Genomic DNA, 22,648 nt, shown 5'->3' on the forward strand with positions numbered 1-22,648 from the left:
CCCGCGTAGAGGGATTCTTATGCCAACCCAACAATCGAATGACTCTTTGGCACGGGTAGCTCGTGGCAGAGAGGGAAGTACGCCAACGGCGAAGCTGACGGCGAAAGAAACACAAATCCTGATGTGGTGTTTCAAGGGCAAGACTTCCTGGGAAATCGCCAGGATCGAGAATTGCGCGGAATCCACCGTCAACTTTCACTTCGCCAATATTCGCCGAAAGTTCGACGTCAGCTCTCGCACTTGTGCATTGCTCAAGGCGATCGAGTCGGGGGCGATCCTGGTGGACTCGGTCATTGCGCGAGGTGCACATGAGCCTGACTGATTCGACCTACAACGGTATCAGCGGGCTCATGTTGGGAATGGGGATTGCCACTCTGCCGGTTGTTGATGGCGAGGCGCTGTTCGGTGCAATGCTTGGCGCGTGGCTGGTCACTACCACTCGTACTGACTTCAAGGCCTGGCAGCGCATCGGTTCCTGGTTGTTGTCTGCAGGTGTCGGTTACCTCTTTACGCCTGTCGCGCATCCGCTGGCGCCTTTTCTGACAGCCGGCGTAACAGCCTTTTTTTGTGCGCTAATCGTTATTCCCATCAGCATCAAGCTCATGCAATGGATCGATAGCGCGGGTATCGGCGAAATCATTCGACATCTGAGAGGGCGAAGATGACAGGTCGTGAAAGGGTTGCTTTGGCTGGGTGACAGGCGTTGCTCGCTAGAACCGTGTGTTCAGGCTGACGGGTTATCAGTGCGATGAATAACTTCATTACCGGCAGGCCATCAAGTTTCATTCGAAAGTTTAAGTGTTGCCAGGATAGAGGCCATTTCGGAAAGTCTGAGTTCCATGTCACGCAGTCGTTGTTTTTCCTCGAGTGCGTTTTGTATGGCGCAGCGATCATCTTCGTCGAGCAACCGCCAGAGCGCGAGAATGGTGTTTTCCCGTGTTGTGCTTTCCTGATTGGCTTCCGAGGAATCAGTAACTCTTTGTCTCAGAATCGGCCCTTCACCCAGCAGCAGCCAGTCAAGGGAGATTCCCCGGGCTTGAGCGATTTCTACGCATAATGAGTATGGTGTGCTGTCGCGGCCTCGCCAGCTACTAAGGGTTTGCGGGCTGATCTGTAGCGCGGAGGATAAAGAAGCATCGGTTTTTGTACCGGTAACTTGCTTCAGGCGAGCCAGAACAGCTTGTGATTTTTTGCTACGCAATTTGAGCCTCTTCCTTTTGACATATGCTTTTTGAGTGCCTAATTTATGCGTAATGAGTACTTTTTTTCTTGTAAGTAATCAATCACTAAAGATGAGTCAGAAGAATACGATGTCGAAACTTCCTAATGGTATCAGGGTGATTTCCTACGAGCTTGGCTCGAACCCATTACAGGTCTGCCCGATGCACTTCCTTATGTCTGGCAGACACTGTTCACAAGGCCGGAACACCACAAAGAACCTCTCAAGCAGTATTGCGTTTGATCAGGTTGATTGCCACCCAATGACCGTCGGGAATCAAGCATGAGTACTTATAAAATGGTGTGTCCGCACTGCTTGAACAGGATGCGCATCCGCACTAGTGAGGGCCGACATATTTTCCTGCGGGTGGCCTATCTGCAATGTACGTCGGAAGCGTGTGGTTGGTCGGTACGTGCCGAATTTGAAATGACCCATGAACTTTCGCCCAGTGGCATGCCCAATCCGGCTGTACGCCTGCCGTGCGCCGGACCCGATTTGCGCCGTGCCGCCGGGCCTGTTGCAGTCAGTCCTGGCACGACAGAAGTGGCGCAGGAGGGGTGAGCATGAAGGTCATCGATCAAGATGCAGATCTGAATGAGGAACTATTGGCTATGGCCCAGGCGTTTCTGGGGCGTCATGAAAGTGAAGGGGGGATCGACGATCAAGTCCTGTTTTGTCGTGCGGTGAAGCATTTGCAGAATATGGATGTACCGGTGTACCTGGCGGAAAGGCTGGTTAGTCGTGCCTACGGCGTACTCAAATCGTGCAACGACCGTCGTCGCCTGGACATCGATGCAAGTTCCGAAACGGTTGCCGTGGTGACCGACCCCGCCAATGGCCTGACCTGGGCAGTACCAGTGGGGCTTATCGTCAAACACATCATCAACTCGCCGAACAGCCGCAGGCTTCGACTGGTGGAACCCTGAGGTTTCGATGGTTGTATCGAGGTCCTGGGCCGCATGACTGGGACCTGCCACAAAATAACCCCGTGCCCAAAGTCCTCGTCCCCCTTAAAATACCGGCATTATTCGATTTGCATCGCCTGAGGCCGTTTTTTCATGTCCGTCACCGCCACTCCCGCCAGCCTCGCGCCGGATCATCACGCCCAGTTCATCGACCTGCTGCGAACCAGCATCGAGCACAATGCGTTCATCAAACTGGTGCTGGCCAAGTACGCGGGCGATGAAACGGACCTGCAGCGGATCATCATCAAACCGGTGACGGTCAAGGCGCAGCCTTGCCTGTCTTTTGTCTACCGCTACAAGACTCGCGATATCACCAGGAACCTGCCGCTGGCCGAAGGCGTGGCGAGCATTGCCGGGCTGCTGCCGGCGTCGTTCAAAAATGCGCATTTGTTGTCGTTGACCGACGAAGCCCAGCTCGAATACAGCAAAAAGGGCAAGTCATCGCTGTTCAAGAGCAAGCCTCAGCAATTGCGCGAAGTGCCATCGACCGAGCACAACCGTGAGAAAAACCGTTTTCTTGACCTGAGCCGGCCGTTTCTCACCGACCTGGGGGTGACCAACAAGCAGCATGAGCTGATCCCGGCGATGTCGCGCAAGTGGAAGCAGATCAACAAGTTCATCGAAGTGTTCAGCCATGCGCTGACCTCGTCACCCCTGGCGCTGGACAAACCGGTGCGTGTGGCGGACTTCGGTTCGGGCAAGGGGTACCTGACCTTCGCCATCCACGATTACCTGCGCAACACCTTGAAGGCCGAAGGCGAAGTGACCGGCGTCGAGCTGCGTGAAGACATGGTCACCCTGTGCAACACTGCGGCCGCCAGGCTTGAACATCCGGGCCTGGTGTTCAAGTGCGGTGACGTGCGCAGCGTGGCACCGAGCGAACTGGACGTGATGATCGCCCTGCATGCCTGCGATATCGCCACCGACTATGCGATCCACACGGGCATCCGCTCCGGTGCGGCGATCATCATGTGTTCACCGTGCTGCCATAAACAGATCCGCCTGCAGATCCAGAGCCCGGCGCTGCTCAAGCCGATGCTGCAATACGGCTTGCACCTGGGCCAGCAGGCAGAAATGGTCACCGACAGTTTGCGCGCGTTATTCCTTGAGGCCTGCGGCTACGAGACCAAGGTGTTCGAGTTCATCTCACTGGACCACACCAACAAGAACAAGATGATCCTGGCGGTCAAGCGCGCCGAGCCGGTCGATCCGGCTCAACTCTTGGAAAAAATCCAGGAGCTGAAGGATTTCTACCACATCACCGAGCACTGCCTGGAAACGTTGCTGCGCGCTGACGGTTACCTCGCGGCTAAGGTTTGACCTGAATTGCGGCCGGTAATGTGCCCGGTTGCGCCGGGCGCACTGCAGTCTTGCGTCCCAGCATCACCGTCACGATCACCCCGCCAGCAAACAGCCAGGTAATCGGCTCCACATGTTCACCGAAGAACAGCGCCGAGAAGGCGATGGTGAAGAAGATCTGCAGCAACTGGATCTGACTGACCCGGGCAATGCCGCCCATGGCCAGCCCGGCGTACCAGGCGAAGAAGCCGATGAACTGCGAAAACAGCGAGACGTAGCCGAAGGCCCACCAGGTCCTGGCGGAAATCTCGCCCTGATGTTGCAGCGCCAGGTACACCACCGGGCCGATCAGCAGCGGCGTCGACAGCACCAGCGCCCAGCAGATCACCTGCCAGCCGCCCATCTCCCTGGCCAGTCGGCCTCCCTCGGCGTACCCCAGCCCGCCCACAGCAATGGCGCCAAGCATCAGCAAGTCACCGGCCTGAATGCTGCCGGCACCGCTGATTAGTGCATAACCGAGCACCAACGCACTGCCCAATGCGGCACAGGCCCAGAACGCTTTCGAGGGTCGTTCATGGGACAACCACGCGGCGTACAGTGCCACGCACAGCGGCTGTAGACCGTTGACCAGCGCACCGTGGGACGCCGGCAAGGTTTGCATGGCCCAGGCCGACAACACCGGGAAACCCAGGATCACCCCGGCCATCACCAGCGTCAGGCCTTTGACCTGTTTCCAGGTTGGCCATTTTTCCCGCTGCCACAGCAACAGCAACGCCGCCGGAACCGCCGCAAACAGTGCCCGGCCCAGGCCGTTGAGCAACGGGTGGAGTTCCTGCACGACAATCCGCGTGAAGGGCAGGGTGAGGCTGAAGATCACAACGCCGAGCAGGCCCAGGGCCATGCCGGTGTTTTCGCGCGAGGACATGATGGCAACCAGAATCTTGGGGGGTGGAAGAGGCCTTTATCTAGCCATAAACCCGGGGTAAACCGCTGTTACAGCTAGGCACAGACTTATCCGTACAGTTTGCGGGCCCCTGTGGGAGCGGGCTTGCTCGCGAAGAACGATAACGCCGTAGTAGCAGGTTATTACCCGCCCCCAAGGATAAGGACTACCTTGAATACTCCTGCACGCCCACTTCCAGAGGAGTCCTCCCCATGGCTGCGAAAAAAATTCTGATGCTGGTTGGTGATTACGTCGAAGACTATGAAGTGATGGTGCCGTTCCAGGCGCTGCTGATGGTCGGCCATACGGTACACGCCGTTTGCCCGGACAAAACCGCCGGCCAGACCGTGCGCACGGCGATCCATGACTTTGAAGGCGACCAGACCTACAGTGAAAAACCCGGTCACCTGTTTGCCCTCAACTTCGATTTCGCCAAGGTCAGCGCCGCCGATTATGACGCCGTGCTGATTCCGGGCGGCCGTGCGCCGGAATACCTGCGCCTGAACGAAAAGGTCCTGGAGCTGGTGCGCGCTTTCGACAAGGCCGGCAAACCGATCGCCGCCGTGTGCCATGGCGCGCAGTTGCTGGCGGCAGCGGGTGTTCTCGAAGGTCGCGAATGCAGCGCTTATCCGGCCTGCGCTCCGGAAGTGCGGCTGGCGGGCGGTACGTATATCGATATTCCGGTGACGGACGGCCATGTTCAGGGCAATCTGGCCACGGCTCCGGCCTGGCCTGCGCATCCGAACTGGCTGGCCGGTTTCCTGGGGTTGCTGGGTACAAAAATCACGCTGTAACGAGGGACATGTCCATGTGCGAGCTGTACGTCAAAGCCGACCCGATTCTTTACGAATCGCGCTCCCGCTCGCTGCGCATCTGCGGGGTGGTCACCACCCTGCGGCTGGAAAATCAGTTCTGGGACATCCTCAGTGAAATCGCCGAGGTCGACGGCATGACCACCAATCAGTTGATCGCCAAGCTGTATGAAGAGGTGATGGACTATCGCGGCGAAGTGGTCAATTTCGCCTCGTTCTTGCGGGTGAGTTGTACACGGTATTTGAGTCAGCGTCGGAGTTCGGCGCCGGAGTTGTCGGTGGTGCGGGCGACGGCGAAGTAGATACATTTTTAGCGCCGCAATCGGCCTCTTCGCGAGCAAGCCCGCTCCCACAGGTTCAATGTGATACCTGTGGGAGCGGGCTTGCTCGCGAAGGGGCCGGCACAGGCGACAGATGCCTGAGGCTAGTCTTTACTCTGAAGCGCACAACCTCTCAATCGCCAAGGAGAATCAACATGTCCGGATGGTATGAAGTGAGCAAAAGCAGCAATGGCCAGTTCAGGTTTGTCCTCAAGGCGGCCAACGCCGAGACCATTCTGACCAGCGAGCTGTACACCACCCACGCCGCCGCCGACAAAGGCATCGCCTCGGTCCAGGCCAACAGCCCGCTGGATGAGCGTTACGAGAAGAAAACCACCAAGGATGGCCATCCGTATTTTAATCTCAAGGCGGCTAACCACGAGATCATCGGCAGCAGCGAGGCCTATTCCTCCGATGCCGCCATGGAGAAAGGCATCGCCAGCGTGAAGGCCAATGGCCCGAGCAAAGTGGTAAAGGACAAGACGTTGCCGGTGCTTTGAGATCAACACTCATCCCCTGTGGGAGCGGGCTTGCTCGCGAAGAGGCCGTCACATTCAACCTGTCTATTGAATGTTCCACCGTCTTCGCGAGCAAGCCCGCTCCCACATTTTGGTTTTGTGTATGGCAAGAAGTCAGCGCAAGGCGTTCAGCAGCTTTTGCAACTGACCACAACCCGCCTCACTCAACGGGAACACCGGCAACCGCGGATCCCCGACCTCCAGGCCTGTCGCCCGCAAGCCCGCCTTGATCGTCGCCGGCAAGCCACCCTTGAGGATGAAATCCAGCAGCGGCAACTGGTGATAGAACAGTTCGCGGGCCTTGTGCAGATCGTTTGCCAACACCGCTTCGTACAAATCCAGGTTGAGCTGCGGGATCAGGTTTGGCGCAGCGGTGCACCAGCCTTTTGCGCCAGCGGCGAAGGCCTCCAGGGCCAACGGATTGCAACCGTTGTAGAACGGCACCTGGCCTTCGCCGAGACGTTGCAGTTGATGCATGCGCTGGATGTCGCCGGTGCTCTCCTTGACCATTGTCACGTTTTCCACGGCGTTGACGATACGCAGGATCAGGTCCACCGACATGTCGGTGCCGCTGGTGGCCGGGTTGTTGTACAGCATGATCGGCACGCCGATGCTGTCGCCGATGGCACGGTAATGGGCGAGGATTTCCGCTTCGCTGAGTTTCCAGTAGGACGCGGGCAGCACCATCACCACATCGGCGCCGTGAGCTTCGGCGAAACGCGCGCGGCGCACCGCTTTAGCGGTAGTCAGGTCGGACACGCTGACAACGGTCGGCACGCGCCTGGCCACGTGCCTGATGCTGAACTCGCTGACCTGATCCCACTCTGCGTCGCTCAGGTAGGCGCCTTCACCGGTGCTGCCCAGCGGTGCGATGGCGTGTACGCCGCCCTCGATCAGGCGGTCGATGGAGCGCCCGAGGGCATCCAGGTCAACGCCTTCGCCGTGGGGGGTGAAAGGGGTGATGGTGTAGCCGATGATGCCGTGAATGTTTGCGGTGGACATGGTGTCTCTCCGTTCGGTCGATGGGTTCAGTTCAGGCAATCGGCGTGTTGGCGCAGGATCTGCCGGGCGTAGTAGTTGAAAGCGGCGGCATGCCGCTTGGGCCGGGCAATCCAGTCGTGGGCTTCACGGCCCAGTTCGGGAATGATCGGCTTGATGGTCCCGGCGCTCATGGCCAGCAGTTGCAGTTTCGCTGCGCGTTCGATCAGTTGCGCGATGACGCAGGCTTCTTCGATGGTGCCGCCGGTGGACAATTGGCCATGGTGCGAAAGCAGGATCGCCCGTTTGTCGCCCAGTGCCCCGGCAATCAGCTCGCCTTCCTCGTTGCCCACCGGCACGCCCGGCCAGCCTTCGAGAAACGCGCAGTCGTCATAGAGCGGGCAGAGGTCCATGTGGGAAATCTGCAACGGCACTTCCAGCATCGACAAGGCTGCAACGTGGGTCGGATGGGTGTGAATGATGCAGTTCACATCCGCTCGGGCGCGGTACACCCAACTGTGAAAACGATTGGCCGGGTTGGGCATGTCGTGGCCTTCGAGCACCTCCAGGTCCTCGTTGACCAGCAGCAGGTTGCCCGCAGTGATTTCGTCGAAACCCAGGCCCAGTTGTTGAGTGTAGTAAGTGCCGGGTTGCGGACCACGGGCGGTGATTTGTCCGGCAAGGCCGGAATCGTGACCGTGTTCGAACAGGATGCGGCAGGTCAGGGCCAGCTTTTGCCGGGCGGTCCACGTATTATCCGCCAGGGTATTTTGCATTTGGCTCAGCGCGTGCTTGACCAGTTGCTCTTTGGGCAGTGCTAATGTCTTGGCCATATCGGTGTCCTTTGGGTGATTCAATGGACGTCGGGTTTGCCCTTCACCGGTTCCTCGCAAAGTCGTCGGTGAGTGCAAATGACACTAAAGAGGCTATATGACACCTTGTGTCATTGGCAAGGACAAATCGTTGCCTCCTTGATGGATAAATCGCTCTACATGTCTATCCGTTTGAAATTACTCAGAAAAAAACTTGGCGTGACATTGGAAACCCTGGCTGAACAATCGGGCATGACCAAGAGTTACCTGTCGAAAGTCGAACGCGGGTTGAACACGCCGTCGATTGCTGCGGCCCTGAAACTGGCCAAGGCGCTGAATGTGAAGGTCGAGGAACTGTTCTCTGAAGACAACGTCAGCCTCGACAGCTACAGCCTGGTGCGCAGCCACGAACGGCAACCCTTGGGTGTCAGTGACAACAATTCGGGTTACGCGGTGCTGGCCCATCAGGTCAGCGAACGCAGCCTGTTGCCGTTCATCATTTATCCGCCGGCCGAGTTCACCGACAAGACCTTCAAGGAGCATTTGGGCGAGGAGTTTCTGTTCGTCCACGAAGGGCGGGTGGAGGTGGACTTCATGAACGAGCGCGTGCTGCTCGATCGTGGTGATGCGTTGCACTTCAATGCGCAGAAGCCGCACCGGATTCGTTCGGTGGGTGAGGTGCAGGCGCAGTTGCTGGTGGTGGTGCACAGCTCTGAAGAATGAGTTGACTGCAAAAGCATCGCGAGCAAGCTCGCTCCTACATGGATCACGCTGAACCTGTGGGAGCGGGCTTGCTCGCGAAGGCGCTAATCGTGTCGCCGCTAGACTTCAACCGGAACCGTGAGCTTCGGGCCACCCAACGCGTGGCTCTTCGAATCAAAAAACCGCAACTCAACCCCCGTCCCCTCGAACACTTTCGCGTAATGCCGCTTCTGGTGCTGGATGAACGCCTTGCTGCGCGGGTAAATCGAGATCGCCACCACCTGCGGTTTCGCCAGGCGCAAGGCGTGGATGATGTGGCTGTCCTGCTCCCCCAGCGCATGGCCGAAGATGCACAGCGCCTGGCCGTGACCGAGTAACTGCTCGTAGCAGAACGACAGATAGTCCGAACTGCGAATGGTCTTGAGCTTGTCCGCACTCGGGCCTTCATTGACGAACAGCGGCACGTCGTCGAGGGTCTTGATCGTGTTGTTGATGGCGAAATTGCCCAGCAACGTGCCCTCGGTCGACATCAGCTTGCGCGCCGTACCGTCCTGGTTGCGCACCAGGTGCAGACCGCCGTGCAGGTACAGCAAGCGGGTCTTGTCGGTGGCCGTGTCGCTCAGGTCGAAAGCGGGTTCGGCACCCTGGAACAGATCGGTGATCGCCTCAGGCTGGTGTTGCACCGCCCAGTAGTTGAGCAGGTCGTAATTGGTGGTGAACACCGTGCGGTAGCTGGCCAGTTCCTGATTGATGGTAACCAGCGTCGAAGGCACTACCAGCCGCCACGGAATATGCACCGCGTGCACGGTGTTGATCAGCGCTTCCTTGATCGCGTAGTAGCGATTGCGCGGGGCGGCGGAGCTGACGGCCAGGGCCTTGTTGACCCGGCTGGTGGTTTTCAACGCGCTCAGTACCTGCTCGAAACTGCGGGTCTGCATCGCATCGAACACGCTGAGTTCGGACGGGCTCAGGGGTTTTTCTTCAACGGTGCGCGCGTTTTCGAACAGCGACTCGTAGCCGAAATCGTCCCACACCGCGCGACTGGCACCGTTGCCCACCAGCAAACCACTGAACGAAGTGCTGCTGCGCAAGGCGTTCCAGTCTTCAAGTTGGGCATCGACATCCTGGAAATCGGTCATTGCGGTCTTCGTCTCACGGCAAAAGGTCTATGGGCGGCGACTTTATCACGAGCGGGTGCCTGGACCACGGCACGACTTGGGTGAAGAACGTTATGCTGCAACTTCGCCCGAGCCGACTTCGCCGAGTACCCGATGCTGCAAAAAAGCCTGATCCGCCGTCTCGACCTGATCACTCTGCAACTGTTCGTCGCCGTCCATGAAGAGGGCACGCTGACCCGTGCGGCGTCGCGCGAAGCGATTGCCGTCTCGGCGGCGAGCAAGCGTTTGATGGAACTGGAGGAGGCGTTGGGCATCAGCCTGTTCGTGCGCCAGGCCAAGGGCATGTCCCTGACGCCGGCCGGTGAAACGCTGCTGCACCATGCCCGGCAGATGCTGTTCAACGTCGAGAAAATGGGCCTTGAACTGGGCGAGCACAGCCACGGTGTGCGCGGCTATGTGCGGATGCTCGCCAACCTGTCGGCGATCATTCAGTTTTTGCCCGAGGACCTGCGGGACTTTTCCGAGCGTCACCCACAGGTCAAGACCGACCTCGAAGAACGCCCCAGCGCCGGGGTGATCCAGGGTGTGCTCGACGGGGTGGCCGACCTCGGCATCTGTTCCATCGACAGCGACATCAAGGGCCTGCACAGCGTGCTGTATCGCCAGGACAAGCTGGTGGTGTTGATGCCGCCACACCATCCATTGGCGAGCCGCCCGAGCGTGGCTTTCGCCGATACGCTGGACAGCGATTACGTCGGCCTTCATGCCGCCAGTTCGATCAACATGCGCACCCACGCCGCCGCCCGCCAGGCCGGCAAGGTGTTGCGGGTGCGCATTCATGTGCCAGGGTTCGACGCCATGTGCCGCATGATCCAGGCCAACATGGGGATCGGCATCCTTCCGCAGCGGGCCTATGAGTTGTTTGGCCGGGCGCTGGGTTTGCACGCGGTGCCGTTGACGGACGAATGGTCTGACCGGGCGTTGATTCTGGTGGTGCGGGATGAGGCGTTGTTGTCGCCGGTGAGCCGGATGTTGTTTGAGCATTTGCGGGGTTCAGCCTGACAGGTCCCGGTTGATTGCACCGGCCCTATCGCGGGCAAGCCCGCTCCCACAGTGGGCAATGTGAAGCACAAATTGTGCGAACACCGAAGATCCCTGTGGGAGCGGGCTTGCCCGCGAAGGCGGCCCTGAGGTCGCGACAATCTTCCAGAGCGTTCGCATTTCGCGAACGCCCGTTGCTAACTGAAGGTTGGATTCCCGAGTCCCCTGTCCTCTAGCCTTGGCTCATATTCCAAGAACAAGAGGTACCCCGCGATGACTGCCCCCTTGAGTGCGATCAAAGTGATCGAGATCGGCACGCTGATCGCCGCGCCGTTTGCGGCGCGCATGCTGGCCGAGTTCGGCGCCGAAGTGATCAAGATCGAAGCCATGGGCCAGGGCGATCCCCTGCGCAAATGGCGCAAGCTGCACGAAGGCACCTCGTTGTGGTGGTACCTGCAATCACGCAACAAGAAGTCCCTGGCGCTGAACCTCAAATCCCCGGAAGGCATCGAACTGGTCAAGCAACTGGCGACCAGTGCCGATGTGCTGATCGAGAACCTGCGCCCCGGCGCCCTGGAGAAACTCGGCCTCGGTTGGGACGTGTTGCACGCGCTCAACCCCAACCTGACGCTGGTACGGATTTCCGGATACGGCCAGACCGGCCCGTATCGCGATCGTCCGGGTTTCGGTGCCATAGGCGAAGCCATGGGCGGGATCCGCTACACCACCGGCACGCCCGGTTCGCCGCCGGCGCGGGTCGGCGTGAGCCTTGGCGATTCCCTGGCTTCGCTGCATGCGGTGATCGGTGCGCTGATGTCGCTGCTAAGGGTCAAGACCGGGCAGGGCGGCGGGCAAGTCGTTGATGTGTCACTGGCCGAAAGCGTGTTCAACGTGATGGAAAGCCTGGTGCCGGAATACGACATGCTGGGCCATGTGCGTGAACGCAGCGGTGGCGCCTTGCCGGGGATTGCACCATCCAACACCTATCTGACCGCCGACGGCGCCTACGTGGTGATTGCCGGCAACAGCGACCCGATCTACCGGCGCCTGATGCAAACCATCGGCCGCGCCGATCTGGCCGAAGCGCCGGAGTTCGCCCACAACGACGGACGCGCAGCCAAAAGCAACCTGCTCGACGCCGCCATCACCCACTGGACCAGTAGCCTGCCCATTGACGAGGTGCTGGCCGCGCTGGAAGCTGCCGAAGTCCCGGCCGGACGCATCTACTCGGTGGCCGACATCGTCGCCGACCCGCACTATCGGGCGCGGGACATGCTGCTCAATGCCGAGCTGCCCGGTGGCGCCACGGTGAAGATGCCGGGCATCGTGCCGAAACTCTCCGAGACCCCCGGCGGTGTGAACTGGTCCGGCCCCGGGCTGGGCCAGCACACCGACGGCATCCTCGCGCAACTGGGCCTGACTGCAACAGACATCGAACGCCTGAAAGTCGAAGGAGTGGTGCAATGATCAGCGATTATTCCGACCACCTGATCGTGCAGGAAGTGTCCCCGCGCGACGGTTTGCAAATCGAGCCGACCTGGGTTGAAACCCACGACAAGGTAGCCTTGATTGACCAACTGTCGTTGGCCGGATTCAGCCGTATCGAAGCCGGTTCGTTCGTGTCGCCCAAGGCCATTCCGGCACTGCGCGATGGCGAGCTGGTGTTCAAGGGCATCACCCGGCAACCGGGGGTGATCTACGTCGCGCTGATCCCCAACCTCAAGGGCGCGCAACGGGCACTGGCGTGCAGGGCCGATGAGCTGAACCTGGTGATGTCCGCCAGCCAGACCCACAACCTGGCGAACATGCGCATGCGTTGTGAGGATTCATTGGCGGCGTTCGGTGAGATTGTGCACTTCGTTGGCGACAGCCCTGTGCGACTCAACGCCAGCATCGCCACCACCTTCGGCTGTCCGTTCGAAGGCAAGATCGATGAGGACCGCGTACTGCAAATCGTCGAGGCCTATCAGGAACTCGGCATCCAGGGCATTACCCTGGCCGACACGACGGGCATGGCCAACCCGCGTCAGGTCGACCGGCTGGTGCGCCGGGTGCTGCAAAGGGTCTCCTCATCAGACCTGACCCTGCATTTTCACAACACTCGCGGCCTTGGCCTGTGCAACGTGCTGGCCGCTTACGAGGCCGGTGCCCGGCGCTTCGACGCGGCCCTCGGCGGCCTCGGCGGCTGCCCGTTCGCACCGGGAGCGTCGGGAAACATCTGCACCGAGGATCTGGTGAACCTGTGCGATGAAGTCGGCATTCACACCGGCATCGATTTGCCGCTGCTGCTGAAACTGTCGCGAGGACTGCCGGCGCTGCTCGGTCACGAAGTGCCCGGCCAACTGGCCAAGGCCGGGCGCAATTGCGACCTGCACCCGATCCCTACCTGACACCAATCCCCTGTAGGAGCGAGCATGCTCGCGATGGACGTCAACGATAACTCTGGATGCCAGATACCCCGCGGCGATCTCAGGTTCATCGCGAGCGAGCTCGCTCCTACAGTGAAATCGAACATTTACCAGACAACAAAAACAATCGGACACCCACGGGAAGTCCGCCTGGAGAACCACAATGAGCCTCAATGCACTGGAGGCGGGCGTGAGCCCGTCCGTTAGCCACGACACCGAAAAAGCCCTGGTCAGCAAAGTCGCCTGGCGCCTGATGCCGCTGATCATGGTTTGCTACCTGTTCGCCTTTTTCGACCGCATCAACATCAGCTTCGCCAAGTTTCAGCTGCAAGCCGACCTGAGCCTGAGCGACACCGCTTACGGCCTCGGTGCCGGGTTGTTCGTGGTCGGCTATGTGATCTTCGAAGTGCCGAGCAACATGATGCTGTACAAGGTCGGTGCCCGGCGCTGGATCGCCCGGATCATGATGTCCTGGGGGCTGGCCACGGCAGCCATGGTGTTCGTCAACAGCGAATGGCAGTTCTACGTGCTGCGCTTCGTGATCGGCGCGATGGAGGCGGGTTTCGCCCCGGGCGTGTTGTATTACCTGACCCTGTGGTTCCCGCAGCACTATCGCGGGCGCATCACCTCGATGCTGTTCCTGTCGTCGGCGTTCGCCGGCCTGGTGGGCGCGCCGTTCTCGGGCCTGGTGCTGCAACACCTCGACGGCGTGCTGCAAATGCGTGGCTGGCACTGGCTGTTCCTGCTCGGTGGCGTGCCATGCATCGGCCTCGGTCTGCTGGTGTTGACCCTGCTCAAGGACCGTATCGAAGACGCCCATTGGCTGACGGCTTCGGAGAAGACCTTGTTGGCCAGCCGCATCGCTCAGCATGAGCCGCACAAGAGCGGTGGCTCGCTGCTCGCCGCCCTGCGGATCCCGGGTTTCCTGACATTGGGGCTGATCTATTTCCTGATTCAGGTGGCGTCCTACGGCTTGAATTTCTGGGCGCCGCAACTGATCCGCAGCGCCGGCACCGAAAGTCCGGTGATGATCGGCTTGCTGACGGCCATCCCGTACATCTGCGGCGCCATCAGCATGGTGGTGATCGGACGCCTGTCCGATGCTTCTGGCGAGCGGCGCAAGTATGTCGCCGGTCTGGTGGCAGTCGGTGCGGTCGGGTTCTTCTGCGCGGGGATCTTCGCCAGCCACACGACCTTCCTGATTGTCGCGTTGGGCCTGCTCGGTGCCGGGATCATCGCCTCCATCCCGAGTTTCTGGACCCTGCCGCCGAAACTGCTGGCCGGGGCCGGTGCAGGTGCTGCCGGCGGGATCGCGGTGATCAACACCCTGGGCCAGTTCGGCGGCATCGTCAGCCCGGTGATGGTCGGCCGGATCAAGGACCTGACCGGCAGTACCACGCCGGCGCTGTATGTCATCGGTGTTTGTGCGCTGATCGCGGTTGCGCTGTTGCTGTGGGGGTTGCCGCAGAAGTTGCGCACACTCGACAAGGCCTGATGCCATAGACCGCCTTCGCGAGCAAGCCCGCTCCCACAGGAACCGCGTGCCTCCCTGTGGGAGCGGGCTTGCTCGCGAAGGCGGCCAGGAGAACACCCTGGCATCGTCGGTTGCCCCATCAACCCGCCGTCACCAACCCTTTGGCCGGTGCATCAAAAAATTGAATCAACACCACCCCGGCCATCAAAAGCACCACCCCGAACACTTTGGGCAAGCTGATTGGCCGCTCCGCCAACCCGAACCAGCCGAAGTGATCCAGCAACAACGACGCCACCACTTGCCCCGCCAGCGCCAATGCCATGAACCCCGCGGCACCGAGTTTGGGCAGCAGCACCAATGCCAACGAAATGAAGCACACGCCAAAAGCGCCACCTGCCCACATCCAGAGTGGCGCCTTGTTGATGAATGCCAGAGACGGCAACGGTAAACGCATCGCAACGATGATCGGCAACAACACCACAACGCTCACCAGCAACGAGGCGAGCGTCGCCCACAACGGATGACCCAGGCCGCGTCCGAGGTTGACGTTGATTGCGCTCTGAAACGGCACCACCGCCCCGGCGAAGGCGGCCAGCAGCAACCAACCCGCCCAATGCAACGTACTCATGATCGATCTCCAACAGGTTTTGCTGGACTCTAGAGTATTCGTCGCGCAGATTTAAATTCCGTTTTGTTATCCAGAACATGCAGCAGATGAATGATCTTCGACGTATCGACCTCAACCTGTTGGTGATCCTCGACGCCTTGCTCAGTGAGCAACACGTGACCCGGGCGGCTGAGCGTCTGCACTTGAGCCAGCCAGCGGTCAGTCATGCGCTGGCGCGGTTGCGCGACCTGCTTGGCGATCCGCTGCTGGTGCGCGCCGGGGCCGGGCTTGTGCCGACTCCGCGAGCGCTGGAACTGGTGGCGCCGCTGGCCGAAGCCCTGGCCCAGGTGCAAGCGCTGCTGGCGCCCAATGCCTTCGATCCCGCGACCACCCAGCGTACCTTGCGCCTGGCGATGTCCGACTACGGCGCCGCCATTGTTCTGCCGGGACTGATCCGTACGTTGCGCCACGAAGCGCCGGGCATCGATCTGCAAATCAGCCACGGCAGCCGCGAAAGCATGCTCGACGGGGTGCTCAACGGTGACATTGATATCGCCGTCGGTGTGTTCCCGGAAATGCCCAATGACTTGCGCAGCACCCCGCTGTTCGAAGAGCACTACGCCTGCCTGGTGGATCGCAAAAGCTTGCCCGCCGACGGTGTGCTCGACTTGCCCACCTACCTGGCACGGCCTCACGTCCTGCTGGAGATGCGCGGCAGCGGCACCCCGGAAATCGAGCGGGCCCTGACCGCCCTGCGTGAACGCCGCCGCGTCGCCATCAGCCTGCCGCACTGGAGCGTGGCCCCGGAACTCATCAGCGGCACCGACCTGATCCTCACGGTCGCGTCCCGAGGCTTGCGCGATATCGATGAGCAATCACTGATTGTCGTCCCGCCGCCGTTTCACATCCCTTCGTTCACCTTCGTACTGGTCTGGCACAAGCGGCGAGGCGGGGATCAGGCGTTGAACTGGTTGAATCGGAGGATTGGGGAGGGGATCGAACGCTAGGGGCTTTTCCAAATGGCCTTTACCAATTGGAAGGTGGCAGACGACGCGTATGAAAAACCCGTAGTACCTGAAGCCGACCTTGGCGAACCCGGTAGGGAATCAAATAGGGGCGGTCAGGCATGACCCATTCCCGGGTACCGGGTAAGCGCCCCTCACGACCTGTCGATGGAAATCGGGCAAGGTGATCGACACTGGCGAGAATTGCCTGGACAAAATCTGCTGCAGCTTCTGGATTCTCGATGGCGATGTACGCGGCTTCGTCATCCAGATTCTTTAACGCCGTACGCAACCACTCAACGCGCATTCGCCGCCCACTTGTCAGCAACTGCGTTCACTTCTTCTTGTGTCGCGAAGTCACCTTCATCGGCTTCCTTCAAGGCTTTCTGAATTTCCTCGATTTGCCACGCTTCACGGGCCAGGTATTCACGCAGCGCATCCACGGCCAGAAATGATTTGCTGCGACCCGTTGCTTTGGCAAGACTCGCTAGGGTATCGGCGATTTCGTCTGGTACACGCAGGGACATGACTGACATGGTGTGTCTCGATCGATGTAGTGGTTTGTAATACAACATACTACACCGTCATCGGTGGGGCGGGACCAGCCCGTTCGTCTGTCGAGATGTTTCAGTCGACAGGCAATGACCTGATATAGACTGGCCACCATTCACCAAGCAGTTCAAAAGGACTCCCCATGACCCCATCGTTGCTAATGGCCGTGCTTGCCTCGGGTTTTATCTACGGCATCACCCCGGGGCCGGGTGTGCTGGCGGTGTTCGGCATTGGCGCGGCTCATGGGCGGCGGGCCGGGGCGGGGTTTCTGTGCGGGCATTTGCTCGGTGATGTGGTCTGGTGCAGCACGGCGCTGATCGCGATTGTCGGTGCGCGGGAGATCGGCAGTACGGCGTTCGACGTGCTCGGTGTGCTCAGCGGCCTGTACCTGTTCTGGCTCGGCTGGCGTGCGGTGCGCGCCCGGCGCAGTAGCGGTGATGCGCCGCAGGGCCCGGCGCGGCAGCCGTTCTGGCACGGTATCCTGTTTGGCCTGACCAATCCCAAGGCCTATCCGGTGGCGGTGGCGACGTTCACGGCGCTGTTGTCGAGCCGCGCGGAACTGCTCCACTGGTCAATGCTGCCGACACTGATCGGCCTGAGCTTCGTCGGCGGGTTGCTCGCCTACGCTATTCTCATCGGCATCGTCGGTGCACGGCGGGTGCGCAGCTTGTACCAGCGTCATGAACTGGCAATCACCCGGTTGTGCGGGGTAATGTTCATCGGTTTCGCCATCAATGCGCTGGTCCACGCGTTGCCGGGGCTGATGCCGGACAAGGCTTGAAGATAATCACAGGGATGCAAGGCTGAAGGGGCAGGGATGATTGAAGAGCGCTGCATTATCGGGGCACCCACGCTGAACCATGGAAAACCGAAATTCCGCGCCGCTGGCGAGCTATATCGATCTGTTGCTGGACGCCGTCTGTGCGGTGGATAAACAGGGCCGCTTCGTCTTTGTCAGTGCGGCGTGCGAGCGCATATTCGGCTACAGCGCCGATGAGATGATCGGCCAGCCGATGATCGACATGGTGCACCCGGCCGATCGCCAGCGCACCCTCGACGCTGCCCGGGAAATCATGGGTGGCGAGCCCAAGCTCAACTTCGAAAACCGCTACCTGCGCAAGGATGGCCGCGTGGTGCACATCCTCTGGTCGGCACGTTGGTCCGAGGTCGACCAGTTGCGCATCGCAGTGGCTCGCGACATCACCGAACGCAAGCAGGCCGAATCCCGGCAGGCCGCGTTGTATGCGATTTCCGAGGCGGCCCATGCGGCAGAGGATCTGCTGGCGTTGTTCAAGCGCATCCACTTGATCATCGGCGAATGGCTGCCGGCACTGAATTTTTCCGTGGCGCTGTACGACGAGCACTGCGCGCAACTGAATTTCCCTTATCACGTCGATGACCACGAGCCACAGCCCGAACAACCCGGAACCATGACCGGACGCCTGTGCACCGAAGTGATCCGCACGGGGCAGCCGATCCTGCTGACCCCGGACCAGAACACACCGCCTGCCGGCTTCGAAGTGCTGGAAACCGGGCAGAACGCACCGTGTTGGCTGGGTGTGCCGCTGAACTCGCAAAACGGCACCATCGGCGCGTTGATCGTCAAAAGCATTCCGGGCGGTGAACGCTACACCGAGCAGGACATGGAACTGCTGCAGTACGTCTGCGCCCAAGTCGCGACCGCCATCGAGCGCAAGCAATTGCACGCCCGCCTGCAACACATGGCCCAGTACGACCAACTGACCCAGCTACCCAATCGTGAGCTGCTGCGCGACCGGCTCAAGGCGTCACTGCGATTGGCCCGTGAAGACGGCGGGTACATGGCGCTGTTGTACGTCGACCTCGACCGCTTCAAGCAAGTCAATGACACCCATGGCCACGCGGTTGGCGACATGCTGCTGCAAGCGGTGGCCAACCGGCTCAAGGGCTGCGTGCGGGAAACCGACACCGTGGCCCGCATTGGCGGCGATGAGTTCGTGGTGCTGCTACACAGCATTCACGCCTCGAAAGACACCGATATCGTGGTCGAAAAAGTCCGTCAGGTCCTGGCCCAGCCCCTGCGTCTGGACGGGCATAACCTGAGCATCCAGCCAAGTATCGGCGTCGCCCGATACCCTGATCACGGCACGGAAGAGAAGCAGTTGTTCCGGCATGCCGACGAGGCGATGTATTGCGCCAAACGCGAACATCACCTGCGAATGGTCTGAAAGCCGGACACCGTTCGTCGTGGTATCCACGCAATTTTCTAAACCTTTTGCGACGCGCAAATTCAGATTCTATGCGGGCTACGGCTCGCCGCGATCATCATCAAGAGGAAGAGAATCATGCCTAACTCAAGAAACTCGAACTCGGGAAACTTCCCCAACGACCGAACGAAGGCTTCTGAAACCGGTCGCAAGGGTGGGAAAACCACCACCACGACCGTCGATAAAGACCCGGCGAAGCCCGACATGGGCCGCAAGGGCGGTCAGAAATCCCGCTAAAGGATGCAGGTGGTTTTGATTGAGAGGCGGGGGCGAAAGCTCCCGTTTGAATTGGAAAAAGGAGGGCGCGACCATGAACCGCATGGCCACCCGATTATGCAGTGCCAGTTTTGCCATGTTACTGGGCTTTTTATCCAGCAGCGTCTTTGCCCAGTCGCCCGCCGAATTTATCGACGAGGCTTCGGCACAAGGGATCGCCGATATTGAAGCGAGTCGCCTGGCGCACCAGAAATCCGAGTCCAGGGAAGTCAAGGACTACACCATCATCGTCATCAACGACCGTACCACTGCGAACCAGCACCTGGCGAAAATCGCCAAACAACTGGATTTGCCGGTGGCCCCGCGCGAAGAAATTGTCGAAAAGGCCAAAGCCCTGATGCCACAAGTCATGGATGGGGCGACATACGATGCGGCCTATACAGCCAGTCAAGTGAAGACCACGCAGGAAGCCATCGATCAGTTGCAGCAGGAAGCGCAGACCACCGACGTGCCACAGATCAAGGCATTCGCCGAAGAAACCCTGCCTAAATTGCAAAGTCATCTGCAAATGGCCAAGGCGTTGCAGGCGAGGAGTTGAGCGTCAGCAGGTCAAGGGCAATCTCAACGCACTCCACCAAAGGTCGGGATAGGGCAATTGCTTCCAGTCGAGGTATCGTAGCGATCCGGTTGCTGGCCTCGGCCAGGACGACACACCGACAGGAGAACGCAATGAGTTGGTCCGCCAAGCAGTACGTCGCTTTTGAAGATGAGCGCACCCGTCCCGCCCGTGACCTGCTGGCGGCCATCCCCGCCGGGGACGTGCGTTCGGCCATCGATATCGGTTGTGGCCCCGGTAACTCCACCGAGCTGCTGGTCGAGCGTTTTGCCAACGCCACGGTGCGCGGACTGGACAGTTCGACCAACATGATCGAGGCCGCGCGCAAACGCCTGCCGAATGTGCAGTTCGATGTTGCCGACATCGACACCTGGAACGACAGCGGCCCGTTCGACGTGATTTTTGCCAACGCGGTGTTGCAGTGGGTGCCCGATCACGCAGCGTTGCTGCCTTCACTGGTGAATAAATTGGCACCGGATGGCAGCCTGGCCATCCAGATGCCCGACAACCTCAATGAGCCTTCACACCGCTTGATGCGCGAAGTGGCCGCGGACGGTCCATGGGTGGGCAAACTGGCAGGCGCTGCCGGGCAGCGCACGGAGATGGACAGTGCCAGCGGTTACTACTCGATACTCAAAGCCTGCTGCACCCGCGTCGATGTGTGGCGCACCACCTACCATCATCCCCTCGCGGGCGGTGCGTCTGGTGTGGTGGAGTGGTTCAAGGGCAGCGGTTTGCGGCCGTTCCTCGATCCGCTGGACGAGGCGGAGCGGGCGCAGTACCTGAAGCAGTATCAGGCGGCTATCGAGCGGGCGTATCCGGCCTTGGCCGATGGTTCGGTGCTGTTGCCGTTTCCGCGACTGTTTATCGTCGCGACCCGTTGATGCAAAAAAGGGACAGTTGATGAGCGTCATCTGTCCTTTTTTTGCCGCTTGGAAACATCACTGAGGCTTGTTTTTTTTCGAGCGTCGGGCGCTCAAGTATTCAAAGGCAAACGAGGCAAAGCCGAACAACCCGATCATTGAAATGATCATGATTCCCAACTCTGAATTGTGCATGTTGATCTCGGGGGCGAAGGGTGAGCCGGGAGAATAAGGGATCAATTGCCGGGCTCAACGCCGCTCTACGGTTTCTTTATTCGCGTACCGGGATCCATACGCAAAAGATACGAGCGCCCAGGCGGTGGGCTCAGCGCTGGACTCCGATCAACATCATCATTGGCCGCTCCCGTTCCTCCGCCAGCGCCGGTTGCGCCGTCACCTCGGCATCACTCGGCCCCCATTCGTTGACATGCCGGATGCTGAAGCCAGCGCCTATCAGCATGTTGAGCAGCGTGCCAATGGTGCGGTGCTGCTTGATCACGCCCTCGGCCAGCCAGTTGGTCACGCGCTCGCCTTCCATCTGATAACCATCCACCGGCCAACTCTTGCGACCCTCGGCATCGATGATCCAGCCAGGATTACGCGGCGCCATGAAGATCGGGTGTTCGATGGAAAACACGAAATGCGAACCGGGTTTGAGCGCCGCGTGGACATGGGCGAACAAACCCGGCAAGTCCTTGATGTAGTGCAGCGCCAGGGAGCAGTAGGCCAGATCGAAACCGCTGGCCGGCAGGTCGAGGGCTTCCAGGTCGGCGCGCTCGTAACGGATGTTGGATGCGGATGTGGTTTTGCGTGCCTGTTCCAGCATCTTTTGCGAAACATCCAGGCCGAGCACGCTGTCAGCGCCTTGCTCACTGGCCCAACGGCAAAACCAGCCATAGCCGCACCCGAGATCCACCACCTTCAGCCCCTGCATTGGTGGCAGCATGGCTTTCAATGCAGGCCATTCCGGCGCTGCATCGAGACCGCCGATGGAGCGGGCCATCTGGCTGTAGCCTTGGAAAAACTCAGGGTCGTCGTAGATGTTCTGGGTCATGTCAGGGGCTCCAGTCTGTTCACTCGATCACGTCGACTTCCACCAATGCCCACGTACAACCTGCGTACTTTGGATTGGCTGAATGCAGGGTAACGCTGCTGGCTGAGGGGAAGGGCGCACCGTCCTCGATGAGCATCTCGAAATGCCCCTCGATGGCTTGTTGAACCATGGTTATCGCATCTTCCAGATCTTCACCGGCGCTAAAACAACCTGGCACATCCGGGACTTCCACGCCCCACGCATGTTCGTCGTCGCCCATGGAAATCGCAATCGGGTAAAACATGTTCATGGCCCTCCGTGAACACAGCGGGTGGGGTTATGAATCCCAAAGGGCGCCCCCGAAAGGCGCCAGGTGGACTGTCAGGAAGGTTCTGCATCCATGCGTCGAGCGATGACGTCCAGCACATCGCATCCATCGCGCAATGGCACGCAGCAGAGCAATGCGAAGTCGCTCAGGACCACTGTGTCGGAGGTCAGGTCGCCACGCATCGCGAGGTTTTCAAGGAGCTGAGTGACTGCTCGAATTCGGTAACTGGCGGTGCTGAGCAGGGAGTGCAGGGGTTGGGTGGTGTTGACGTATAGAGAGGGGAGATCGTCGGCGTTGCTGGTTAAAGCCATGAACTCTTTCATGAGTATTGCTCCACTTAGTTGAGGTCTACCAGCCGATCGTCGCCAAACGAAAGGGTGGCAACTGTACGCAGGTTGGCGAACCGGAGTGGAAGCCGGCAGATCCGAAGATCTCCCGCGCACAGCTGCCAAAAAACGACAACTCTACAGATGCAAAAACGCCTGCAAGCAAGCCAGTGCGCTTTTGCATTCCACTTCAGGTCGCCAAACCCGAAACGCCATTTTTGGCGCGCTCGGACTATAGGCCTCGTGGC

At 59.9% G+C, this 22,648-nt stretch carries 29 protein-coding genes and 1 pseudogene; 19 read left to right on the forward strand and 11 right to left on the reverse strand.

Features of this window, described 5'->3' with window-relative positions; translation table 11 throughout:
- Window positions 1-19 precede the first annotated feature (19 nt).
- Both AC06G5_RS06255 and AC06G5_RS06260 read left to right on the forward strand, forming a co-directional pair.
- Window positions 20-322 (forward strand): helix-turn-helix domain-containing protein, encoded by a 303-nt coding sequence (locus AC06G5_RS06255; RefSeq protein WP_413428451.1) that lies wholly within the window; start codon window positions 20-22, stop codon window positions 320-322.
- The gene (locus AC06G5_RS06260) at window positions 309-665 is read left to right on the forward strand and encodes a putative holin (RefSeq protein ID WP_413428452.1); all 357 of its coding nucleotides are present in this window, start codon (window positions 309-311) and stop codon (window positions 663-665) included. Before AC06G5_RS06255 ends, AC06G5_RS06260 begins: the two co-directional genes overlap by 14 nt.
- Before the next feature lie 110 nt (window positions 666-775).
- On the opposite strand, the gene AC06G5_RS06265 is transcribed toward AC06G5_RS06260, so the two are convergent.
- Window positions 776-1,201: a helix-turn-helix domain-containing protein gene (locus AC06G5_RS06265; protein WP_413428453.1), complete on the reverse strand. Its 426-nt coding sequence runs from the start codon at window positions 1,199-1,201 to the stop codon at window positions 776-778.
- A 300-nt stretch (window positions 1,202-1,501) separates the two neighbouring features.
- Between AC06G5_RS06265 and AC06G5_RS06270 the strand changes: the two genes are divergently transcribed.
- The 3 genes from AC06G5_RS06270 (at window position 1,502) to AC06G5_RS06280 (ending at window position 3,504) form a co-directional block, all read left to right on the forward strand.
- Window positions 1,502-1,780 (forward strand): Ogr/Delta-like zinc finger protein, encoded by a 279-nt coding sequence (locus AC06G5_RS06270; RefSeq protein WP_413428454.1) that lies wholly within the window; start codon window positions 1,502-1,504, stop codon window positions 1,778-1,780.
- Window positions 1,781-1,782: 2 nt separating this feature from the next.
- On the forward strand, window positions 1,783-2,145 hold the full coding sequence (locus tag AC06G5_RS06275; protein ID WP_413428455.1) for a hypothetical protein: 363 nt from the start codon (window positions 1,783-1,785) through the stop codon (window positions 2,143-2,145).
- A gap of 132 nt (window positions 2,146-2,277) precedes the next feature.
- Window positions 2,278-3,504, forward strand: a complete 1,227-nt coding sequence (locus AC06G5_RS06280; protein ID WP_413703462.1) for a class I SAM-dependent methyltransferase — start codon at window positions 2,278-2,280, stop codon at window positions 3,502-3,504.
- Here AC06G5_RS06280 and AC06G5_RS06285 read toward each other — a convergent pair.
- Window positions 3,494-4,408, reverse strand: coding sequence for a DMT family transporter (locus AC06G5_RS06285; RefSeq protein WP_413703461.1), 915 nt, complete (start codon window positions 4,406-4,408; stop codon window positions 3,494-3,496). The two genes, AC06G5_RS06280 and AC06G5_RS06285, sit on opposite strands and share 11 nt — an antisense overlap.
- Window positions 4,409-4,638: 230 nt before the next feature.
- Here AC06G5_RS06285 and AC06G5_RS06290 point away from each other — a divergent pair, with 230 nt between their 5' ends.
- The 3 genes from AC06G5_RS06290 to AC06G5_RS06300 all read left to right on the forward strand — a co-directional run bounded on the left by AC06G5_RS06290 (window position 4,639) and on the right by AC06G5_RS06300 (window position 6,058).
- Window positions 4,639-5,220 carry a DJ-1/PfpI family protein gene (locus tag AC06G5_RS06290; protein WP_413428458.1) on the forward strand — a complete coding sequence of 194 codons (582 nt, stop codon included), beginning with the start codon at window positions 4,639-4,641 and terminating at the stop codon, window positions 5,218-5,220.
- A gap of 14 nt (window positions 5,221-5,234) precedes the next feature.
- Complete coding sequence (locus AC06G5_RS06295; RefSeq protein WP_413428467.1) at window positions 5,235-5,540, forward strand: ribbon-helix-helix domain-containing protein; 306 nt, start codon at window positions 5,235-5,237, stop codon at window positions 5,538-5,540.
- A gap of 173 nt (window positions 5,541-5,713) precedes the next feature.
- Complete coding sequence (locus AC06G5_RS06300) at window positions 5,714-6,058, forward strand: YegP family protein (RefSeq protein ID WP_413428459.1); 345 nt, start codon at window positions 5,714-5,716, stop codon at window positions 6,056-6,058.
- 132 nt (window positions 6,059-6,190) lie between these two features.
- Here AC06G5_RS06300 and AC06G5_RS06305 read toward each other — a convergent pair whose 3' ends face one another.
- Together AC06G5_RS06305 and AC06G5_RS06310 are read right to left on the reverse strand one after the other, a co-directional pair.
- Entirely contained in the window at window positions 6,191-7,078 is an 888-nt protein-coding gene (locus AC06G5_RS06305; RefSeq protein ID WP_480459100.1) for a dihydrodipicolinate synthase family protein, read from the reverse strand.
- A 26-nt stretch (window positions 7,079-7,104) separates the two neighbouring features.
- Window positions 7,105-7,887 (reverse strand): aldolase, encoded by a 783-nt coding sequence (locus AC06G5_RS06310; protein WP_480459102.1) that lies wholly within the window; start codon window positions 7,885-7,887, stop codon window positions 7,105-7,107.
- Between the two features lie 159 nt (window positions 7,888-8,046).
- Here AC06G5_RS06310 and AC06G5_RS06315 point away from each other — a divergent pair, with 159 nt between their 5' ends.
- Window positions 8,047-8,589 (forward strand): helix-turn-helix domain-containing protein, encoded by a 543-nt coding sequence (locus tag AC06G5_RS06315; protein WP_413428461.1) that lies wholly within the window; start codon window positions 8,047-8,049, stop codon window positions 8,587-8,589.
- A 98-nt stretch (window positions 8,590-8,687) separates the two neighbouring features.
- Here the strand turns inward: AC06G5_RS06315 and AC06G5_RS06320 are convergent, their stop codons facing one another.
- Complete coding sequence (locus AC06G5_RS06320) at window positions 8,688-9,707, reverse strand: DUF4917 family protein (RefSeq protein ID WP_413428462.1); 1,020 nt, start codon at window positions 9,705-9,707, stop codon at window positions 8,688-8,690.
- Window positions 9,708-9,839: 132 nt separating this feature from the next.
- Between AC06G5_RS06320 and AC06G5_RS06325 the strand changes: the two genes are divergently transcribed.
- The 4 genes from AC06G5_RS06325 (at window position 9,840) to AC06G5_RS06340 (ending at window position 14,630) form a co-directional block, all read left to right on the forward strand.
- A complete protein-coding gene (locus AC06G5_RS06325; protein ID WP_413428463.1) occupies window positions 9,840-10,748 on the forward strand; it encodes a LysR family transcriptional regulator in 909 nt (302 codons plus the stop codon).
- Between the two features lie 252 nt (window positions 10,749-11,000).
- Window positions 11,001-12,194, forward strand: a complete 1,194-nt coding sequence (locus tag AC06G5_RS06330; protein WP_413428464.1) for a CaiB/BaiF CoA transferase family protein — start codon at window positions 11,001-11,003, stop codon at window positions 12,192-12,194.
- On the forward strand, window positions 12,191-13,117 hold the full coding sequence (locus AC06G5_RS06335; protein WP_413703459.1) for a hydroxymethylglutaryl-CoA lyase: 927 nt from the start codon (window positions 12,191-12,193) through the stop codon (window positions 13,115-13,117). The genes AC06G5_RS06330 and AC06G5_RS06335 overlap by 4 nt, the downstream gene beginning before the upstream one ends.
- Before the next feature lie 181 nt (window positions 13,118-13,298).
- On the forward strand, window positions 13,299-14,630 hold the full coding sequence (locus AC06G5_RS06340; RefSeq protein ID WP_413428903.1) for an MFS transporter: 1,332 nt from the start codon (window positions 13,299-13,301) through the stop codon (window positions 14,628-14,630).
- 118 nt (window positions 14,631-14,748) lie between these two features.
- Here AC06G5_RS06340 and AC06G5_RS06345 read toward each other — a convergent pair whose 3' ends face one another.
- Window positions 14,749-15,237, reverse strand: a complete 489-nt coding sequence (locus AC06G5_RS06345; protein ID WP_480459105.1) for a DMT family transporter — start codon at window positions 15,235-15,237, stop codon at window positions 14,749-14,751.
- 77 nt (window positions 15,238-15,314) lie between these two features.
- Between AC06G5_RS06345 and AC06G5_RS06350 the strand changes: the two genes are divergently transcribed.
- On the forward strand, window positions 15,315-16,223 hold the full coding sequence (locus tag AC06G5_RS06350) for a LysR family transcriptional regulator (RefSeq protein ID WP_413703458.1): 909 nt from the start codon (window positions 15,315-15,317) through the stop codon (window positions 16,221-16,223).
- A gap of 19 nt (window positions 16,224-16,242) precedes the next feature.
- Here AC06G5_RS06350 and AC06G5_RS06355 read toward each other — a convergent pair whose 3' ends face one another.
- Together AC06G5_RS06355 and AC06G5_RS06360 are read right to left on the reverse strand one after the other, a co-directional pair.
- Window positions 16,243-16,527, reverse strand: a complete 285-nt coding sequence (locus AC06G5_RS06355; protein WP_413427604.1) for a type II toxin-antitoxin system RelE/ParE family toxin — start codon at window positions 16,525-16,527, stop codon at window positions 16,243-16,245.
- Window positions 16,517-16,756: a CopG family ribbon-helix-helix protein gene (locus AC06G5_RS06360; RefSeq protein ID WP_413427603.1), complete on the reverse strand. Its 240-nt coding sequence runs from the start codon at window positions 16,754-16,756 to the stop codon at window positions 16,517-16,519. The genes AC06G5_RS06355 and AC06G5_RS06360 overlap by 11 nt, the downstream gene beginning before the upstream one ends.
- 158 nt (window positions 16,757-16,914) lie before the next feature.
- Here AC06G5_RS06360 and AC06G5_RS06365 point away from each other — a divergent pair, with 158 nt between their 5' ends.
- The 5 genes from AC06G5_RS06365 (at window position 16,915) to tam (ending at window position 20,734) form a co-directional block, all read left to right on the forward strand.
- Window positions 16,915-17,553, forward strand: a complete 639-nt coding sequence (locus tag AC06G5_RS06365; protein WP_480459108.1) for a LysE family translocator — start codon at window positions 16,915-16,917, stop codon at window positions 17,551-17,553.
- A 79-nt stretch (window positions 17,554-17,632) separates the two neighbouring features.
- Window positions 17,633-18,979, forward strand: coding sequence for a sensor domain-containing protein (locus AC06G5_RS06370; protein ID WP_413427601.1), 1,347 nt, complete (start codon window positions 17,633-17,635; stop codon window positions 18,977-18,979).
- A gap of 117 nt (window positions 18,980-19,096) precedes the next feature.
- Window positions 19,097-19,255, forward strand: a complete 159-nt coding sequence (locus tag AC06G5_RS06375; protein WP_413427600.1) for a stress protein — start codon at window positions 19,097-19,099, stop codon at window positions 19,253-19,255.
- 73 nt (window positions 19,256-19,328) lie between these two features.
- The gene (locus AC06G5_RS06380) at window positions 19,329-19,832 is read left to right on the forward strand and encodes a DUF4142 domain-containing protein (RefSeq protein ID WP_413427599.1); all 504 of its coding nucleotides are present in this window, start codon (window positions 19,329-19,331) and stop codon (window positions 19,830-19,832) included.
- Between the two features lie 131 nt (window positions 19,833-19,963).
- A complete protein-coding gene (gene tam, locus AC06G5_RS06385) occupies window positions 19,964-20,734 on the forward strand; it encodes a trans-aconitate 2-methyltransferase (protein WP_413703454.1) in 771 nt (256 codons plus the stop codon).
- Between the two features lie 304 nt (window positions 20,735-21,038).
- On the opposite strand, the gene AC06G5_RS06390 is transcribed toward tam, so the two are convergent.
- The 3 genes and pseudogenes from AC06G5_RS06390 to AC06G5_RS06400 form a co-directional block, all read right to left on the reverse strand.
- On the reverse strand, window positions 21,039-21,767 hold the full coding sequence (locus AC06G5_RS06390; protein ID WP_480459110.1) for a class I SAM-dependent methyltransferase: 729 nt from the start codon (window positions 21,765-21,767) through the stop codon (window positions 21,039-21,041).
- A gap of 28 nt (window positions 21,768-21,795) precedes the next feature.
- Window positions 21,796-22,050 (reverse strand): annotated as a pseudogene (locus tag AC06G5_RS06395) (type II toxin-antitoxin system HicB family antitoxin); the annotation flags it as partial.
- Window positions 22,051-22,127: 77 nt separating this feature from the next.
- Window positions 22,128-22,397, reverse strand: coding sequence for a short-chain dehydrogenase (locus AC06G5_RS06400; RefSeq protein WP_102699017.1), 270 nt, complete (start codon window positions 22,395-22,397; stop codon window positions 22,128-22,130).
- Window positions 22,398-22,648: the final 251 nt, after the last annotated feature.

It is taken from the genome of Pseudomonas sp. WT-JTC (assembly GCF_056711565.1).